19 protein-coding genes are annotated in these 14,842 nt (G+C 61.6%); 13 read left to right on the top strand and 6 right to left on the bottom strand.

All coding sequences use genetic code 11. The annotated features are described in order from the left end of the window. The first annotated feature begins 9 nt into the window (after positions 1 to 9). The 10 genes from BM198_RS19650 to BM198_RS19615 all read left to right on the top strand — a co-directional run bounded on the left by BM198_RS19650 (position 10) and on the right by BM198_RS19615 (position 7,724). Positions 10 to 363, top strand: coding sequence for a contractile injection system sheath initiator (locus BM198_RS19650; protein WP_044411559.1), 354 nt, complete (start codon positions 10 to 12; stop codon positions 361 to 363). Positions 364 to 425: 62 nt separating this feature from the next. Next, positions 426 to 1,571, top strand: a complete 1,146-nt coding sequence (locus tag BM198_RS19645; RefSeq protein ID WP_074971839.1) for a baseplate J/gp47 family protein — start codon at positions 426 to 428, stop codon at positions 1,569 to 1,571. Then, positions 1,568 to 2,206: a baseplate wedge 1 family protein gene (locus tag BM198_RS19640; protein WP_074971838.1), complete on the top strand. Its 639-nt coding sequence runs from the start codon at positions 1,568 to 1,570 to the stop codon at positions 2,204 to 2,206. Before BM198_RS19645 ends, BM198_RS19640 begins: the two co-directional genes overlap by 4 nt. Then, on the top strand, positions 2,203 to 3,957 hold the full coding sequence (locus BM198_RS29785) for a hypothetical protein (RefSeq protein ID WP_139233670.1): 1,755 nt from the start codon (positions 2,203 to 2,205) through the stop codon (positions 3,955 to 3,957). The genes BM198_RS19640 and BM198_RS29785 overlap by 4 nt, the downstream gene beginning before the upstream one ends. 10 nt (positions 3,958 to 3,967) lie before the next feature. Continuing rightward, a complete protein-coding gene (locus BM198_RS19635) occupies positions 3,968 to 4,504 on the top strand; it encodes a hypothetical protein (protein ID WP_074971837.1) in 537 nt (178 codons plus the stop codon). 194 nt (positions 4,505 to 4,698) lie between these two features. Then, a complete protein-coding gene (locus BM198_RS30315; protein ID WP_208610377.1) occupies positions 4,699 to 5,796 on the top strand; it encodes a gp53-like domain-containing protein in 1,098 nt (365 codons plus the stop codon). A gap of 9 nt (positions 5,797 to 5,805) precedes the next feature. Next, on the top strand, positions 5,806 to 6,393 hold the full coding sequence (locus BM198_RS19630; RefSeq protein WP_083422428.1) for a DUF4376 domain-containing protein: 588 nt from the start codon (positions 5,806 to 5,808) through the stop codon (positions 6,391 to 6,393). Between the two features lie 79 nt (positions 6,394 to 6,472). Then, positions 6,473 to 7,090, top strand: a complete 618-nt coding sequence (locus BM198_RS19625; protein ID WP_074971835.1) for a glycoside hydrolase family 19 protein — start codon at positions 6,473 to 6,475, stop codon at positions 7,088 to 7,090. Continuing rightward, positions 7,087 to 7,467: a hypothetical protein gene (locus BM198_RS19620; RefSeq protein ID WP_074971834.1), complete on the top strand. Its 381-nt coding sequence runs from the start codon at positions 7,087 to 7,089 to the stop codon at positions 7,465 to 7,467. Before BM198_RS19625 ends, BM198_RS19620 begins: the two co-directional genes overlap by 4 nt. After that, a complete protein-coding gene (locus BM198_RS19615; protein ID WP_074971833.1) occupies positions 7,464 to 7,724 on the top strand; it encodes a hypothetical protein in 261 nt (86 codons plus the stop codon). The genes BM198_RS19620 and BM198_RS19615 overlap by 4 nt, the downstream gene beginning before the upstream one ends. Positions 7,725 to 7,831: 107 nt before the next feature. On the opposite strand, the gene BM198_RS19610 is transcribed toward BM198_RS19615, so the two are convergent. Next, positions 7,832 to 8,338, bottom strand: coding sequence for a DUF4124 domain-containing protein (locus BM198_RS19610; protein ID WP_074971832.1), 507 nt, complete (start codon positions 8,336 to 8,338; stop codon positions 7,832 to 7,834). A 315-nt stretch (positions 8,339 to 8,653) separates the two neighbouring features. Between BM198_RS19610 and mgtE the strand changes: the two genes are divergently transcribed. Next, positions 8,654 to 10,096, top strand: coding sequence for a magnesium transporter (gene mgtE, locus BM198_RS19605; RefSeq protein ID WP_044411585.1), 1,443 nt, complete (start codon positions 8,654 to 8,656; stop codon positions 10,094 to 10,096). Between the two features lie 99 nt (positions 10,097 to 10,195). Here mgtE and BM198_RS19600 read toward each other — a convergent pair whose 3' ends face one another. Continuing rightward, the gene (locus BM198_RS19600) at positions 10,196 to 10,522 is read right to left on the bottom strand and encodes an Arc family DNA-binding protein (RefSeq protein ID WP_044411587.1); all 327 of its coding nucleotides are present in this window, start codon (positions 10,520 to 10,522) and stop codon (positions 10,196 to 10,198) included. A 451-nt stretch (positions 10,523 to 10,973) separates the two neighbouring features. Here BM198_RS19600 and phnN point away from each other — a divergent pair, with 451 nt between their 5' ends. Then, positions 10,974 to 11,534 carry a phosphonate metabolism protein/1,5-bisphosphokinase (PRPP-forming) PhnN gene (phnN, locus tag BM198_RS19595; RefSeq protein WP_074971831.1) on the top strand — a complete coding sequence of 187 codons (561 nt, stop codon included), beginning with the start codon at positions 10,974 to 10,976 and terminating at the stop codon, positions 11,532 to 11,534. Here phnN and BM198_RS19590 read toward each other — a convergent pair. The 4 genes from BM198_RS19590 to BM198_RS19575 all read right to left on the bottom strand — a co-directional run bounded on the left by BM198_RS19590 (position 11,531) and on the right by BM198_RS19575 (position 12,834). After that, positions 11,531 to 11,716: a PA3371 family protein gene (locus tag BM198_RS19590; protein ID WP_074971830.1), complete on the bottom strand. Its 186-nt coding sequence runs from the start codon at positions 11,714 to 11,716 to the stop codon at positions 11,531 to 11,533. The two genes, phnN and BM198_RS19590, sit on opposite strands and share 4 nt — an antisense overlap. 16 nt (positions 11,717 to 11,732) lie before the next feature. Next, positions 11,733 to 11,912, bottom strand: a complete 180-nt coding sequence (locus BM198_RS19585; RefSeq protein WP_074971829.1) for a hypothetical protein — start codon at positions 11,910 to 11,912, stop codon at positions 11,733 to 11,735. A gap of 10 nt (positions 11,913 to 11,922) precedes the next feature. Next, on the bottom strand, positions 11,923 to 12,162 hold the full coding sequence (locus tag BM198_RS19580; RefSeq protein WP_074971828.1) for a hypothetical protein: 240 nt from the start codon (positions 12,160 to 12,162) through the stop codon (positions 11,923 to 11,925). Between the two features lie 204 nt (positions 12,163 to 12,366). Beyond that, positions 12,367 to 12,834, bottom strand: a complete 468-nt coding sequence (locus tag BM198_RS19575) for an Lrp/AsnC family transcriptional regulator (protein WP_044411602.1) — start codon at positions 12,832 to 12,834, stop codon at positions 12,367 to 12,369. Between the two features lie 198 nt (positions 12,835 to 13,032). Between BM198_RS19575 and BM198_RS19570 the strand changes: the two genes are divergently transcribed. Beyond that, positions 13,033 to 14,842: indolepyruvate ferredoxin oxidoreductase family protein (locus tag BM198_RS19570; protein WP_139233669.1), on the top strand; the 1,810-nt coding region annotated here is incomplete at its 3' end.

The raw sequence follows: 14,842 nt of genomic DNA, 5'->3' as shown, positions 1-14,842 counted from the left end.
GACACGACTATGAGAGTGAGACGAATAGACAAGGACGGCGACTGGACCTTCGGCCAGGGCCGCAACAACTACGCCGACGGCGGCGAATGCGTGGCCCAGCGTGTGTGCACACGCCTGCGTTCCTTCCAGGGGGACTGGTTCCTCGACCTGGAGCATGGTCTGCCCTGGCTGCCCCGCATGGAGCGGCCGGCGGACCTGGCGCAGATCGAGGTGGACATCAAGCGCTGCATCCTCACCACCGAGGGGGTGAGCGAGATCCTCGACTTCCAGCTGGACGTCACCCCCGACGACCGGCGCCTGGCCATCGGCGTCACGCTGCGCGACAACCTCGGCAATGACCTGAGCACCCGCGTCCAGCGCTGATCGGCCGCCGCCGTCAAACCGAAGCCCCACCTCGCGTGGGGCTTTTTCTTTGGAGAACCAACATGGGACAACTGACCAACAAGGGCTATGTCGGTGTACGCCTGGACAGCATCCTTGCGGAGCTGGACCAGGGGTTCCGAGCCATCTATGGCAACGACATCGACCTCGCGCCCGACAGCCCCGACGGGCAGATGCTCGGGCTCATCGCCCAGGTCCGTGCGGACCTGGAGGAGCTGGGCGAGGTCATCTACCGCGCCCTCGATCCGGACCACGCCAGTGGCGACTGGCTCGAACAGCGGGTCGCCTACGCCGGGCTGACCCGGCGCCAGGCGCGCTACAGCTACCTGCGCGGCACCGCCCTCACCGGGCGTGCCGGCACCCAGATTCCCGCCGGCGCCGTGCTGCGCGACGCCAACCGCGGGCGCTGGCTGCTCACCGCCGACGTCACCCTGGGTGTCGACGGCTCCGCCCGCGCTGACCTGCGCAGCGAAGAACTCGGCGCCTACAACCTGCCGGCCAACAGCAGCCTCACCCTCGAGACCCTGGTGCTGGGCTGGGACACCGCCACCACCCAGGCCCCGGCCGAAGTGGGCGCCGAGGAGGAGACCGACGCCGAGCTGCGTGCGCGCTTCTTCCGCAGCCGCGCCCGCCCGGCGCAGAACAGCCTCGATGGCCTGGTGGCCGCGCTGCTGCAACTGCCGGACGTGCGCCAGGTGGTGGGGCTGGAGAACACCGGCCCGACCCCGGACGCCGACGGCGTGCCGGGCCACAGCCTCAACCTGATCGTCGATGGCGGCGAGGAGCAGGCCATCGCCCATGCGATCTTCCAGCGCAAGCCGGCGGGCACCGGGCTCATGGGCCAGCAGTCGCGCACCGTGGTGGACGGGCAGGGCATGAAGCGCCTGATCCGCTTCGACCGCCCGGCGGTGGTGGACTGCAAGGCCTTCGTCCAGCTGCGGCGCGACGCCGAGTTCACCGCCATCGACGTGGCGGCGATCAAGTCGCAACTGGCGCAGCTGGATTTCCGCATCGGCCAGGACGTGCAGCTGTCGCGGCTCTACAGCCCGATCAACACCGTCCAGGGCTTCTGGGTCGAGCAGCTGAAGATCAGCCGCCGCAGCGGCACCCCGGCGGCGGATAACATCGCCATCGGTGTGCGTGAGCGGGCGCGGTTCGCCCCGTCCGACATCGAGGTGGTGGTGCTATGAGCTATGACCGCCTGCTGATCTGGCAATACCAGGGCAAGTCCCGGGCCGCCGCCACCGCCGAACTGCTCTCGCGACAGTTCGGCGACACCTGGCAAGGCCTGTCGAGCCTGCCCGACGCGCTCGACATCGACCGCGCGCTGGGCGCCAACCTCGACCTGGTGGGCAAGCACGTCGGCCAGAGCCGCGTGCTCAACGGGCTCGCCCCGCGCAGCCTGTTCGGCTTCCACGAAGTCCCCGGTGCCCGTGGTTTCGGCACCGGCAAGTGGTACCGCATGGGCGATCCGCTGGAAGAGTCGGCGGTGCTGGATGACGACGACTACCGCTTCCTCATCCGCTGCCGCATCGCCCGCAACTACCAACTCGGCACCGTCGACGACATCAGCGCAGCCCTGCGCTTCATCTTCGACAGCGAGAGCCTGGTCTTCGACCAGTACGACATGAGCCTGACCGTGGTCATCCGCAGCGACCAGGTCAGCGACTTCAAGCGCTATGCGCTGAACACCCTGGACATCCTGCCGCGACCGGCGGGTGTCCGTATCCAGTTCTACGTCGCTGTGCCCCAACGGGCCTTCGGCTTCCGGGGCGCCGCCGGCGCACTCGGCTTCAACCAAGGAAAATTCGCGAGGTTCCTATGACGCATTACTCCCGTCCTGACGAACTGGTCTTCGCATCCGGCGCCAAGCCGGGCGAGGTCCAGGGTTTCCCCGACATTCCCCGTGGCTGGGGCGTGGCCTACGACCAGACCGCCGGCATCCCGCCGATGGAGTGGTTCAACGCGCTGTTCAAGCGCGGTGACGAAGGCCTGCGCTACCTGCTGCAACGCGGCATCGCCGACTGGTCGGCCACCGAGGACTACCCCGTGGACGCCCACGTTCAGGAGGGGGGTAAGGTCTGGAAGGCCAAGGTGGCAAACCTTGGCAAGCGGCCGTCGGTCAACCCCGGCGAATGGGTGGAGACGGCGCTGACCCGTGAGGCGTTGAAGGCCTTGATTCAGGAGCAACTGGGCAAAAGCCGTGTGCGACTTGCTACGACCGGTAATCTTGGCCTCAAGGGGTTGGAGATGATTGATGGCGTAGTGCCGTTTGCTGGTGATCGAGTGTTGGTTAAGGATCAGATTATCGCTTTGCAGAACGGCATCTACATAGCCGCCTCTGATACTTGGATTCGTGATGCAGATGCAGATGCGGCCATTAACGTTACGCCAGGAATGTTCGTTTCAGTCGAGCACGGCGCCGTCAATGCCAACTCGGTTTGGCAGTTAGCGACTGATGAAACTCTTGCCTTAGGCACTTCTGGGTTGGTGTTTGAGTGTGTTGCGAGGAAAGCAGATGCTGCAGTGGGGAGTTTCAATCGAGTCACAGTCGGGAAACGCGGTGAAGTGCTCGGCGGTTCACAATTTATTAAATTCGACCCAGAGCAGAAATTTCCTGTCCAAGTGCATCGAAAAAATCTACTGATCAACGGGGACTTTAACATTTGGCAGCGCGGAACCAGCATCACATCGAGCGCACCCTACGGCATCATGTATACAGCAGACCGTTGGCGGGTGAATCCAGGCACCGTGGGATCTGTGGCCGTTACACGACAAGTATTTAAGCTCGACCAGATAGAGGTAGCAGGCGAGCCGACTTACTTTGCTCAAGTCGTTACGTCGGGTGGCAGTAACTTAAATTTCCGCCAACGCATAGAAAGCGTAAAAACTTTGGCGGGGAAAAAAGTTGCTGTCAGCTTTTATGCCAAAGCTAACAGTGATGTACGCATTGATGTATATCTCAGCCAATTTTTTGGTACGGGTGGCAGTCCCAGTGCGAGGGTTGATTTAATAAATCCGATTAACCTGAGTGCGACTTGGCAGAGGTTCATACTGATCTATGACCTGCCATCAATATCAGATAAGGCTCTCGGTAGTAATGGAGATGACTGCCTTGAACTGCTTTTCTTTAGGCCTGTAACTAATCTCACGTTTAGCCTCGCTCAAGTTCAAGTAGAAGAAGGCCAGGCCGCTACCTCGTTCGACCGCCGTTCGTTGGCAGAGGAACTAGGGCTTTGCCAGCGCTACTTCGAGAAGAGCTATGATCTCAGTGATGCGCCGGGCACTCTTACACGTGCAGGAGCTGCTCTTTGTCAAAGTCAGGCGAGTGGCGCAGTCGGATCTTCATTCAATATCTGGTTTAACGTTCGCAAACGGGTTGCCCCTGCAATTACCGCATATAACCCGGATATCTCTAATATGCAAATTCGCAACACATCTGCTTTCGTGGACTGTTCTTCCACATCTTTGGGGAACATTGGTCAAACCTGTTTCTCTCTGAATTTCATGCTGCCATCTTCCGGTGCCGTTAATCAAAATTTGCAGGTCCACTGGACTGCAGACGCCGAGCTATAAGGGGTTCGAAATGTACAAGCTCACCGACAGTCCTGATGTGATTCAACTACTTAGCGGAGTGTTTATTCCACGTGCTCATCCATTGTGGGTGGAATACGAGGACTGGCTAGCTGATGGCAATGAGCCGGAGCCGTTCGAAACACTCAATATCGTCGAGTTGGGCCTAATCGCAGCAATTGACTCTGCTGCAGATGCCGCCCGTAATTCCTTCGTTGTCGATCCGTTACGCGCCCTGGAGTACGAAAAGACTGCAACTGACGCCCGGACTTTTGCTGAGGCTGGGTATCCGTCCGACTCTGTGCCCCGCAGTGTGTCCGCGTGGGTAAACAACGGGCGCAGCGCTCGCCAAGCCGCTGAGAGCATTCTTCTCCGGGCCGCTGCCTACACCGATGTTCTGTATCGGATTCGTGAACTGCGCCTGCAGGCTAAGGAGTCGGTCCGCGCTGCTATTGCGGCCGGTGGCGCGGAACATGCTAAGGCGGTAGCCGCCGAGGCGATCGCCGCAATCAGGATCATCGCAAAAGGAGACGAAAGCACCGGCCGCTAGTTTTTTAGAAACCAGCCCGCCCCACGCGGGCTGGGCGTTTCAACCTGAGCCATGGCGAGCATCGATTCGTGATCGGCGGGGCGTTTGCCCCTCCTTTGTTCCCGAGCGCCAGCCCCCTTCCAGAGCGGGCCGCGCTCAATCGCCGGCCGTTGCGCCGGTGATTTTCTAGCCACGAATCGAATGAGGTTTTACCCATGACTCAATACAAACGTCCTGACGAGACGGTCTTTGCATCCGGCGCCAAAACCGGAGAAGTCGAGAATTTCCCCGACATCGCCCGAGGTTGGGGCGTGTCGTTCGACCAGACCAACGGCATCCCGCCGATGGAATGGTTCAATGCGCTGTTCAAGCGCAATGACGAAGCCCTGCGCTACCTCCTGCAGCGGGGCATCGCCGAGTGGTCGGCGACCGAGGATTACCCCGTGAGCGCCCACGTGCAGGAGAGCGGCAAGGTCTGGAAGGCTAAGGTGGCAAGCCTGGGCAAACAGCCGTCGGTCAATCCCAGCGAATGGGTGGAGACGGCGCTGACGCGTGATGCGTTGAAGGTGTTGATCCAGGAGCAGAACTTCGCGCCTATCTCGTCGCCAGCGCTTTATGGCAATCCGACTGCACCGACTCCGGCTCAGTTTGATAATGACAGCAGCATCGCGACAACAGAGTTCGTCCAGCGTGCGATGGGAGGGTTTGGAAGGACTTTCTCTTATGGCACGGCGGGGCAAAAAATTAGTAGTGATCGTATTAATTCATCAATAAATCTATATGGCAGTTGCACGGATATAACACTCCCGCTTTCAGCCTCGGTTCCGGCTGGAAGTGTTGTTCATATCAGTGCAGTATCGCTGAGCTGTTATGTAAAGTCTCAAGGGTCGGATAGTATATTTGCAAATTCGGCTAATCAAGCATTAACTAGTGCTGCCATTGGGGATGGTGATTCCGTTACCTTTGTTTCTGCCGGTGGTAATCGTTGGCTCATGTATGGTGTAGGTGCTCTTAGGTACGCGAGTTCATTTGGTTCTAGTCTCTCTGCTAGCGGATACCAAAAATTTCCCAGTGGATTGATTTTACAATGGGGGGCGGGTGCTTCAATGCAAGATGGTACGCATCAGATAACATTCCCGATTGAATTTCCGACCACCTGTCTTGGTGTTCATGGAACTCATGTTGGTTCGGGATTGGCGGCAATTATAGAGCAGATTTATACTCGATCTAAAACAGGGGTAACTGTTAAGATTTTCAATCACTACGGCACGACGGACGCTTGGTGGCTTACCTGGTTTGCGATTGGGTTTTGAGGAGGTGTTATGAAATTCAGTAAGTCAACTGGATGTTTTTATCCTGATGAAATTCAATACTCACTCTTGCCGAGTGACCTGATTGATGTTTCGGAAGAAGATTTTAAAGTCGCTATGGCACGAAATCCAGATGAAGTGTTCGACGTTGTCAATGGTCGAGTCGTCGTCGCCATGAAGCCAAGTCCGACTGTTGACGCAGTAAAGGCATCTCAGTGGGAAAAAATTAAAGCTGTACGTGAGAGGCGTAAAGGAGACGGGATAAAAATTGGAGATAAATGGCTCCACAGCGATACCGAAAGTCGCATGCAACATCTGGCTCTTAAAGACCAGGCCCGTGATTTGCTTGCCGCTGGTGGAGCAGAAAACGATGAAATTGTCATCCTAGGAAAGCCGTTGCATTGGAAGACAATGGATGGCTCATTCATTGCGGTGACAGTGCAGTTAGCTTTCGATGCTGTGTCTGCTGCTGTTGATCTTGATGCAAGGCTGTTCGAGGTCGCGGAATCGCATCGTGCTGCATTGGAGGTTGCACCTGATCCTGCTACCTATGACTTTTCGGGCGGTTGGCCTGAAGCCTTTGGTGACCAAGAGGCATGAAGCTATGTAGTTGGAAATTGGCTGATGACTAGTCAGGGCTAAATGGGTGGACATATGCCCAATCCTAGCGAGGCTATTAATGACTGAGTTTGATGTTATACCCACCAACGCCCGTTTAAATGCGGGCGTTTTCGTTTCCACCTTCGATAGTGTTTTCTCCCGCTTCTCCCTCACCACCCCCACCCGCCAATCCGCCTTCCTCGCCCAAGCCGCCCACGAGTCCGCCGGTTTCACCCGGCTGACCGAGAACCTCAACTACAGCGCCACCGGCCTGGCCGCTACCTGGCCGGCTCGTTTCCGGGGTGCGGATGGGCAGCCCAATACGCTGGCCCGCGGCCTGCACCGTCGGCCCGAGGCGATTGCCAATGTGGTGTATGCCAACCGCATGGGGAACGGCCCCGAGGCTTCCGGAGACGGGTGGCGGTACCGGGGCAGGGGGCTGTTGCAGATCACCGGTCGGGCTCAGTACCAGCGTTGCGGTGCGGCGCTGGGGCTGCCTCTGGTGGAGCAACCGGATCTGCTCGCCCAGCCGGAGCCGGCCGTGCTCTCGGCCGCCTGGTTCTGGCAGGTGAACGGGCTGAACGAACTGGCGGATGCCGGGGACTTCGAGGCCATCACCCGGCGCATCAACGGTGGGCTCAATGGCCTGGCTGAGCGTCGGGTGCTGTGGGCGAAGTTCCGGGAGGCACTGGCATGAGTGCCTTCCTTTCTAGCCGCTGGCTGGCCTGGGGGCTGTGTGCCCTCGGGCTGGTCGGGTTCGGCGTCTGGATGGCGGGGCAGTTCTACCGGCCCCGGTTGGACGAGGCCCGTGCGCAGTTGGTTGCGTTGCAACAGGCCAATCAGGCCAATCGCCTGGCGTTTCTCAAGCAGGGCGAGGCGATGGCCGAACTGGAGCGCCAGGGACGTGCGCGCAGCGAGCGCGCCGAGGCGGCTGTTGCCGAGGCGCGGTCCCGGTCCGCCCGTGACTACCACGCCGCCGCCCAGGTGATGCTGGAGCCCACGCCTTCGGCGGATGCCTGCGAGGCGGCGAGGCGGGCGTTTGCCGAGGAGCTGCGGCGCGAGCGTGCGCCATGAAAGCGGTGTGGTTATTGCCTCTGAGCTTGCTGGCCGGATGCGCCGCGCCAACCGTGCCGCCGCCCATGGACGTGCGCGTGCCGGTGCCGGTGCCGGTTCCGTGTCGTGTCGAGCTGCCGGCTGCTCCGGCTTTTGCCGTATCGGCACTGGCGCTGGATGCGCCGATCGATCAACAGATGAAAGCGCTGCGGGCCGAACGCCTGCAGCGCATGGGCTACGAGCGAGAGCTCGTGGCCGCTTTGGACGCCTGCCGCTAGCGGGCTGTTGAACACCTGAACGCTGCTATGGCAACGCTGCGGGTGTTCAACGGCCTGCCGGGGCGGGCGTCCGTTCCCTTCCCATTCCCTGCCTTCCAGGCGCTGCTTCAGCGCCTTCCCTTGACGCAGCCTTGTTCGTCGAACGCGACGACCTGGCTGCGTCCCTTTCCTTTCTTCGGCGTGTAGTGGTAACGGGTCAGCCCGTTGCTGCGGGTGATCCGGTCCGGTTTGCCGAGCATGCTTTCCACGTCCCGTTGCGTCATCCCGGTGCGCACCTGCTTGCGCAACATCGCCTGGCGCCGTTCGGTGCCGGTGATCCGATTGCCACAGCCGTCCTGTCGTTCCCCCACCACCGTTATTTCGCGCCGATTCTCGGCCGCTTCCTTCCGACTCCTGCGCACGATCCGTTCGGGTTTGGCCGGCGGCAGCAGGTACTCCGCTTCGCCGTGGGCAGGAGCGGTTTCCTGGCTGGCGATGCGCTGGTCGTCGGGGCAACCCAGTTGCGAGTAGGTGATGCGCCCGTCCGGGCCCTTGCAGTGGTAGATGGTGGCGGCCTGGGGCGCGTTCAGCGGTGCGGCGAGCAGCAGGGCCAGGGTGGCGACGTATCGAAGCATGAGCGGTCCTCCATGACGATGAGCCTCGAAGGTATCTGCTTTACTTGCTTCCCAACGGTGCCTCGCCAGGGCGTGACGGCGTCCCACGGAAGGTGCAAGCAATCTCAGCTTTATGCTGCAACCGATTGTTCTGGCCACGATTTTGTAACGCGCAAAATGACTGACCGGTGTTATCATTGCGCGGTCAGCCTCGCCGAGGCTTTTGGACACCCCTCATGGACTTACCCAGTAGTTACTCAAGATCTCGATTTGCCAATCGCGTATTGACTGATTGACCCTCCTTGGCGTGCGCCGCCACTGGGGGTGGAGCGCGCTATGACCGAAGTAGAAGTAAAGAAGCCTCAAGAGAGCCTGCAGGATCGCCTGGCCCAGGTAGTCGAACTGCTGCATCGCCACAAGCTGGTGGAAGACCTGACCCACCGTCAGGAAGGCCAGCACCATGACCTGGTGGAAAATCTCGTCCACCGTCAGAACCTCGCCGAACTCCAGCGCAAGCTCGACGAACTTCACCCCGCCGACATCGCCCACATCCTTGAGTCCCTGCCGCTCGAAGACCGCCTGACGGTCTGGCAGTTGGTCAAGGTCGAGCGCGATGGCGACATCCTGCTGGAGGTCTCCGACGCCGTCCGCGAGACGCTGATCGCCGACATGGACGATCACGAGCTGCTCGCCGCCGCCAAGGAGATGGACGCGGACGAACTGGCGGACCTGGCCCCCGAGCTGCCCCGCGACGTGATCCACGAGCTGATGGAGTCCCTCGACGCCCAGCAGCGCGAGCGCGTGCGTTCGGCACTGTCCTATGAAGAGGACCAGGTCGGTGCGCTGATGGACTTCGAGATGGTCACCATCCGCGAAGACGTCACCCTCGAAGTGGTCCTGCGCTACCTGCGTCGCCTGAAGGAGCTGCCGGGCCACACCGACAAGCTGTTCGTGGTCGACTACGACGGCATCCTCAAGGGGGTGCTGCAGATCAAGCGTCTGCTGGTGAACGACCCGGACAAGCTGGTGGCCGAAGTGATGGCCAGCGACCCGGTGAGCTTCCACCCGGATGAGGACGCCAATGACGCCGCCCAGGCGTTCGAGCGCTACGACCTGGTATCGGCACCGGTGGTCGACAAGAACGGCAAGCTGATCGGCCGTCTGACCATTGACGAGATCGTCGACCTGATCCGTGAGGAGAGCGAAAGCGAAGTCCTCAGCATGGCCGGTCTGCGCGAAGAGGAAGACATCTTCGCCTCGGTCTGGAAGTCCGTCGGCAACCGCTGGGCCTGGCTGGCCATCAACCTCATCACCGCCTTCGTCGCCTCGCGGGTGATCGGCCTGTTCGAAGGCTCCATCGAGAAGCTGGTGGCACTGGCTGCACTGATGCCCATCGTCGCCGGTATCGGCGGCAACTCCGGCAACCAGACCATCACCATGATCGTGCGCGCCATGGCGCTGGATCAACTGAGCCCCGGCAACACCTCGCGCCTGCTGCGCAAGGAACTGGGCGTGGGCCTGGTGAATGGCCTGGTGTGGGGCGGGGTGATCGGCGTCGTTGCCTTCTACCTCTACGGCAGCTGGTCGCTGGGGGTGGTGATGACCGCCGCGATGACGCTCAACCTGCTGCTCGCCGCCTTGATGGGCGTGCTGATCCCCATGACCCTCGCCCGCGTCGGCCGTGATCCGGCCATGGGCTCCAGCGTGATGATCACCGCCATGACCGACAGCGGCGGCTTCTTCATCTTCCTCGGGCTGGCGACCATCTTCCTGCTCTGATCACAAGGCCCCGCACCAGCGGGGCCTTTTTCTTCAAGTCTGAAAATCCCGGGCAATAAAAAGCCGCCTCAAGGGCGGCTCTTGAATGTCGCAACGGACTCACGCTTCTTCGGCGGCGAGTTCCACGTCGTGGGCGATCAGCGCGACCAAGGCGTTCTGCTGGCGGCGGGAGAGTTGACGGAAGCGCTGAAGCAGCTCGCGCTCATGAAGGGAAAGCTCCGGGCTGTCGATCCGCATGCTCAACCCTTCATCCAGCGCGCCTTCCTGGAGCATGCTCTGCTCCAGTCGCGCGATGATTTCGGAGTTCATGCTGCGGTGGTGGTTGCGAGCCACATCGGCGATGCGTTCACGCATGCCTTCGGGCAGACGGACGACGAACTTGTCAGCGGTACGGCTGGAGTAGATAGCCTGTTTCATAGGGCGCATACATTCATAAACCGGTTAGTTCAGGGAGCGATGCTGGCAATGAGCTACGTGATTGTCACCGGTTTGACAATCCTTCGCATCAGGCGTTCCGCCCGACATCGCATTTGGCGTCAGGAGTGACCCGGCGGGTCAGTGCAACGTTTCCTTGACGTCAAAACTGTGTCGTAAATTCTGGTCTGGGTGCAGGCTTTTTGCCAGCACCAATTGTCCGAAATGCGAGTCACTGTGCAATTCGGAGCCCTGGGCAGAGCGCTTGCCGGTGAATCGACCGTCAGACAGCCGCATCGTTCCGTAAGGCTGCCGAACGGTTGCCATGATAACGCCGCTGCGCTGGCGTTTTGATACTGTTCGACGTTCGGTGATTCCAGGTGACCGAGGCTGCCAAAACAAGCCCGATCCCGGTATCGTGGCGGCCGTTTCCAGGCCCCTCGGTAGCGCGAGCGAGAACCCCATGAACGGCAGGCTCTTCTATCTCATCGGACCTTCAGGCTCGGGCAAGGACAGCCTGCTTGACGCCGCCCGGCCGCAGTTGGCCGAGCGCGGTTGCCGGGTGGTCCGGCGGGTCATCACCCGCTCCGCCGAAGCGGTGGGGGAGGCGGCCGAACCAGTTACACCCCAGCGTTTCAATGAACTGGAAGCCCAGGGCGCCTTCGCCATGAGCTGGCATGCCAACGGTCTTTCCTACGGCATTCCCAGGGAAATCGATGACTGGCTGGGTAATGGACTGAATGTCCTGGTGAATGGTTCCCGCGGATATCTTCCCGAAGCGCGTAGGCGCTATCCCCAGCTCCAGGCCATTCTGCTCGACGTGGCGCCGGACGTTCTGCGCCAGCGCCTGCTGCGCCGGGGGCGGGAGACCGCAGACGAGATCGAAGCCCGCCTGGCCCGCAACGCCGCCTTCACCCAGGCCCTGCTGGCCGAAGAAAGTGAAGGGTTGGTGATACTCGACAACTCCGGCGACCTGCAAACCACCCTCGAACGCCTGCTGACGATCCTCGCTACAGCGGACTAACGCAGCACCGGGTCGAACTTGACCCGCTTCCCCACCAGCAGCGCCAGCACCAGCAGCACGCCGCTGGTGGCCAGCCCGATCTTCAGGGCCTGCGCCAACCACCCGGTTTCACCCGGCTCCAGCCACAGCCCGAACGCGCACAGCACGCACATCATCAGGCAGATCAAGGCCGACTTCGACATTTCGGGCTCCTTGCACTCAAAAGAAAGGGTCGTATTCCGAGTCATCCCCATCGGGGCGCTTGGCACGTCGTTGCTTGGCCTGCTGGTCCGGTGAGGTGACGCAGTCGATCACCCAGAACGCCAGGCAGGCCGAACCGGCCAACACCAGGACCGAGACCGGGAGCGCCAGGCTCCAGAGGGCGTAGTCGAGCTGCATCGCACCGCCCTCAGAACGACAGGCGCTCGACCGGCGCGGGCACCTGCTGCTCGGTCATGCGCAGCGCCTTGGCTGCAGGCTGGCTGGTAGCGGGTTGCCGTGCGTGCACGAACTCCATCGGCGCGATGCGGATATCGGCGATCGCCTGGCGGGTGGCGTACTGCTGGTACTGCCCGTGCAGGGCAGCGAAACCAGAAGCCACGAGCAGGGTGGCGGCGATGGCGACGAACAGGGTGAAGAGGCTGTTCATGGGAGGGTCCTGCATCCATAGGTCCTTTTGCCATGGATAAGAGCAGGTGTCGTGCCAAGCTGGATTTTATAAAAAATCCATATAAATCAAATGCTTAAATACAAAACAAAACGGCCGTTCCGTGCACTTTGCAAGGTGGGGTATTCCCGGCATTGCAAATTGCACGGTGACGCGCAGGCGCTCTGGAACGGGCCTGTCGCGGGCTCAATCGAGGGGCAGTTCGGTGGTCCGCTTCACTTCGCTCATGGCGATGTTCGAATGCGCCTCCTGCACGTGAGGGCGCTGCAGCAGATGGTCCCGCAGGAAGCGTTCATAGCCTGCGATGTCCTTGGCCACCACCTTCAACAGGTAGTCCGAGCCGCCGGCCATGGTGTAGCACTCCAGCACCTCCGGGTAGCCGACGATGGCTTCCTCGAACTCCGTCAGGTTGTTGCGACCGTGGGCCGACAGCTTCACGTTGACGAACACCGTGATGGAAAACCCCAGGCGCTGGGGATTGAGCAGGGCGACCTTGCGCTCGATCAGCCCTTCCTCCTGCAGGCGGTGGATGCGTCGCCAGCAGGGCGACTGGGACAGCTCCACCCGTTCCGCCACTTCGGCGGCGGAGAGGTCGGCGTTGTGTTGCAACAGGCGGAGGATCTTGCGATCGATGGGGCTGAGAAGGGTGTGCATGAATCAGTCCGTAATCTTGTTCTTGTTGGATGGATCATGCGCAAGTCTGGCCTTGGCACCCGAAAATAGAAAGAAAAAAGCAGAACCCTTCGGTCAGATTATTGGGCATGCGTTCCGGGCAGCGATCCTGCCCAGGGACGGGACGATGGCCCCAACCGTGGTCATCCTGGTCGCCATAAAAATAAAAGGAGCGCCCGCATGTCACTGGCCGAGATCCGCCTGGATGACAAATACCGCCTCGAAACCGGTCACCTCTACCTGACCGGCACCCAAGCCCTTACCCGCCTGCCCATGCTGCAGAAGCAGCGGGACAAGGCCCACGGCCTCAACACCGCCTGCTTCATCTCCGGCTACCGGGGCTCGCCGCTCGGCAACCTCGACAAGAGCCTCTGGGAAGCCAAGTCCTTCCTCAAGGACAACCACATCCACTTCCAGCCCGGCGTCAACGAAGAACTGGCCGCCACCGCCGTCTGGGGCAGCCAGCAGACCAGCCTGTTCCCCGGCGCCCGCTACGACGGCGTGTTCGCCATGTGGTACGGCAAGGGCCCGGGCGTGGACCGCTGCGGCGACGTCTTCAAGCACGGCAACTCCGCCGGCGTGTCCGCCCATGGCGGCGTCCTGCTGCTGGCCGGCGACGACCACGGCTGCAAGTCCTCCAGCATCGCCAACCAGAGCGAGCACGCCTTCATCGCCGCCTCCATCCCCGTGCTCAACCCTGCCAACGTCCAGGAGATCCTCGACTACGGGATCATCGGTTGGGAACTCTCGCGCTACAGCGGCTGCTGGGTGGCCCTCAAGACCATCGCCGAGAACGTCGACTCCTCCGCCGTGGTGGACGTCGACCCGCTGCGGGTCCAGGTCCAGGTGCCCAAGGACTTCGTCCTGCCCGAGGACGGCGTGCACATCCGCTGGCCCGACCCGCCCCTGGCGCAGGAAAAGCGCCTGAACATGTACAAGATCTACGCAGCCCGCGCCTTCGCCCTGGCCAACAACCTCAACCAGGTCAAGCTCGACTCGCCCAACCCGCGCCTCGGCATCATCACCACCGGCAAGTCCTACCTCGACGTGCGCCAGGCCCTCAACGACCTCGGCATGGACGAAGCGCTCTGCGCCCAGGTCGGCCTGCGGGTGCTCAAGGTCGGCATGAGCTGGCCGCTGGAGCCGGTCTCCGTGCACGAATTCGCCCAGGGCCTGGACGAAATCCTCGTGGTGGAAGAGAAGCGCAGCATCATCGAGGACCAGCTCACCGGCCAGCTCTACAACTGGCCCGTGGACAAGCGCCCGCGCGTCGTCGGCGAATTCGACGAGCACGGCAACTCCCTGCTGCCCAACCTCAGCGAACTGACCCCGGCGATGATCGCCCGCGTCATCGCCAAGCGCCTCGCCCCCATCTACACCAGCGAGCAGATCGAATCGCGCCTGGCCTTCCTCGCCGCCAAGGAGAAGGCCCTCGCCGCACCCAAGCACACCACCGTGCGCACCCCGCATTTCTGCTCCGGCTGCCCGCACAACACCTCCACCAAGCTGCCCGAAGGCAGCCGCGCCCAGGGCGGCATCGGCTGCCACTACATGACCCAGTGGATGGACCGCAACACCGACACCTTCACCCAGATGGGCGGGGAGGGCGCCACCTGGATCGGCCAGGCCCCCTTCACCGACACCCCGCACATCTTCCAGAACCTGGGTGACGGCACCTACTTCCACTCCGGCCAGCTGGCCCTGCGCGCCGCCGTCGCCGCCGGCGTCAACATCACCTACAAGATCCTCTACAACGACGCCGTCGCCATGACCGGCGGCCAGCCCATCGACGGCGAACTGCGGGTCGACCAGCTCAGCCAGCAGGTCTTCGCCGAAGGCGTCAAACGCATCGCCCTGGTCACCGACGAACCCGAGAAGTACCCCACCCGCGCCACCTTCGCGCCCATCGTCACCTTCCACCATCGCCGCGAGCTGGACGCCGTGCAGCGCGAACTGCGCGAGTTCAAGGGTGTCTCGGTGATCATCTACG

Source organism: Metapseudomonas otitidis (assembly GCF_900111835.1).
Lineage (GTDB): Bacteria > Pseudomonadota > Gammaproteobacteria > Pseudomonadales > Pseudomonadaceae > Metapseudomonas > Metapseudomonas otitidis.
Note: the sequence above shows the minus strand (reverse complement) of the source record. Positions and strands in the feature narration are given on the sequence as shown.